At 63.7% G+C, this 1,978-nt stretch carries 1 protein-coding gene; it reads right to left on the bottom strand.

The window, feature by feature from the left end:
- Window positions 1-113: 113 nt before the first annotated feature.
- A complete protein-coding gene (locus ABZS43_RS36555; protein ID WP_355040586.1) occupies window positions 114-1,814 on the bottom strand; it encodes an IS1634 family transposase in 1,701 nt (566 codons plus the stop codon).
- Between the last annotated feature and the right edge of the window lie 164 nt (window positions 1,815-1,978).

Here is a 1,978-nt window from a genome sequence, read left to right as displayed (position 1 = left end):
CCGGGGTTCCGCAGAATTTCGGGCGTCTGGAGCGACGGTTTATGGCCTGAGCTGCGGTGACATGGAGATGCGCGCCTGAAGAGCGTTTCTCTAGGCGCAGGTATTCGTGCTGGTCAGGGTGTTGGGGTGAGTTCGATGATCTGCTTGGGTGCGGGGGCGCCGAGGTGGGTGAGCAGGTCGCGTTGCGACTTGGTCGAGTCGGTGAGGCGGCGGAAGGTGCCAGTAGGGCCGGTGAAGGTGCCGATGTGGAGGCGGTCCAGGTCGCGGCGGATGACCGGCCAGGTGGTGCCGGTGCGGGTTTCGGCGATGCGGACCAGCAGCAACGCCAGCCAGCACAAGATGACATGGGCACGGATGCGTTCTTCGAGCCGGTGGTAGACCGGTCGCAGGTCGAGGACGGATTTCATGTCCCGCCAGCCTCGTTCCACTTCGAGAAGCTGCTTGTAGCCGACGGCGATCTCCTCGCTGGACAGGTCCGGATCACTGGAGCGCAGCAGGTACTTGCCGTCGAAATTGGCTTCGGCCTTGATCTTCGCCGCATCGACGCGCAGTTTCCCACCGGCGGTGACGCGCAGGAACCGGTTCAAACCCGGCCTGCCGGCGATCTTGCCACGCAACTCACCGCGCTTGAACTCGCTGAGCGCATCCGACCCGTCGATCATCTCCTGCAACGCGGTGACCAGGTGTTCGCGGGTCGCGGCGTCGCGATCGGCGGCTTCGGGGTTGAAACAGATCACGAACCGTTCCGTCTCGCTGACCCGCACCTCCTTGACCCGCATGTTCTCGGCGATGTCGAGGTAGCGGCCCTGCCGCGACATCGCGGCCTTGACTTCAGCCGACCCGGAGCGCAGTTTCTCCCCGATGATGTAGTGGTGGTCACCTCGACGCAGGTAACGGCGGTTCTCGGCGGAGGAAAAGCCGCGGTCGGTGACCCAGATGATCTTCGACAGGGTCCAGTCCCGCATATCGTCTTTCACCTGCCGGATCAACGTCTGATCGCTGGCGTTGCCCGGCCAGCACCAGCAGCGCACCGGGATCCCGTCACGGGTCACGGCCATCCCGATCACGATCTGGGGCAGGTCGTCTCGTGAATCCTTCGACTTGCCCCAAGTCCGGAACCCCACCGTGTTCTCCGGCGCGTCGGCACCGAGATCCGGGCATCCCTTCTCGTCGCGGGCGATCGGCTCGTCAGCGTCTTCGACCTCGAAATATGTTGAGGTGGTGTCGAAGAACAACAGATCCACCTCCAGGTTGAGCAGGGTCGCAACCCGATCGAACACCTGACGTTCGAGTTCGTCTTTCACCTGGTGCAGCCAGTCCATCGCCCGGTAACAGGCGTCGTCGCTGGTCTCGGGCAGCCGATCGATATGCACGTCGTGACAGATCCATTCCGCGGCAGCCAGTTTCGATGACGGAGCCAGAGCCCGGTTGGCGACCAGGCCGAACAACACCCGCTCGATGCCCGGTACATCGCGGTGCCGCCCGCGTTTCGGCTGCCCCAGCCCAGCGACGATGGCATCTATGCCCAGCCACCGCCATAGATGATCGAGGGCATACGCGCCACCGAACGGCCTGGAGGAGCAGAACGCCAGCCCCTGACCAGCCGCGCTCGCCGCCAGCGCGTCGGCAGGATCCAGCAGCCGTGACAACGACGCCACCAGGCGTTTCACCGCGTCCCGATCGAGATCGTCTTCCCTGCCGAAAGTGAACAGCACCTTCGGCACCGCCCTGCCCTTCACCGGATCCCACTCGTTGTGCGCCAGATGCAGATACCTGACCACGCCGGACTTGTTGTCCCGCTTGGTCGTCTTCACGTACACGACTCCAGACGATACGACAAACCAGCAGACCAGAACAATGGAATCAGAAAATCGCGTCTCTAGGCATATTCTGCCCGCAGCTCCCGCACCAGACCCCGCGACCTGCGGATTCATACCCTCGCTTCCCTCCAGAACCCCCTAATTCTGCGGAACGCGGG

Origin of the sequence: Nocardia sp. NPDC005366, from assembly GCF_040606855.1 — a bacterium.
Taxonomy (GTDB): Bacteria; Actinomycetota; Actinomycetes; order Mycobacteriales; family Mycobacteriaceae; genus Nocardia.
This window is presented reverse-complemented; position numbering and strand designations above follow the sequence as displayed.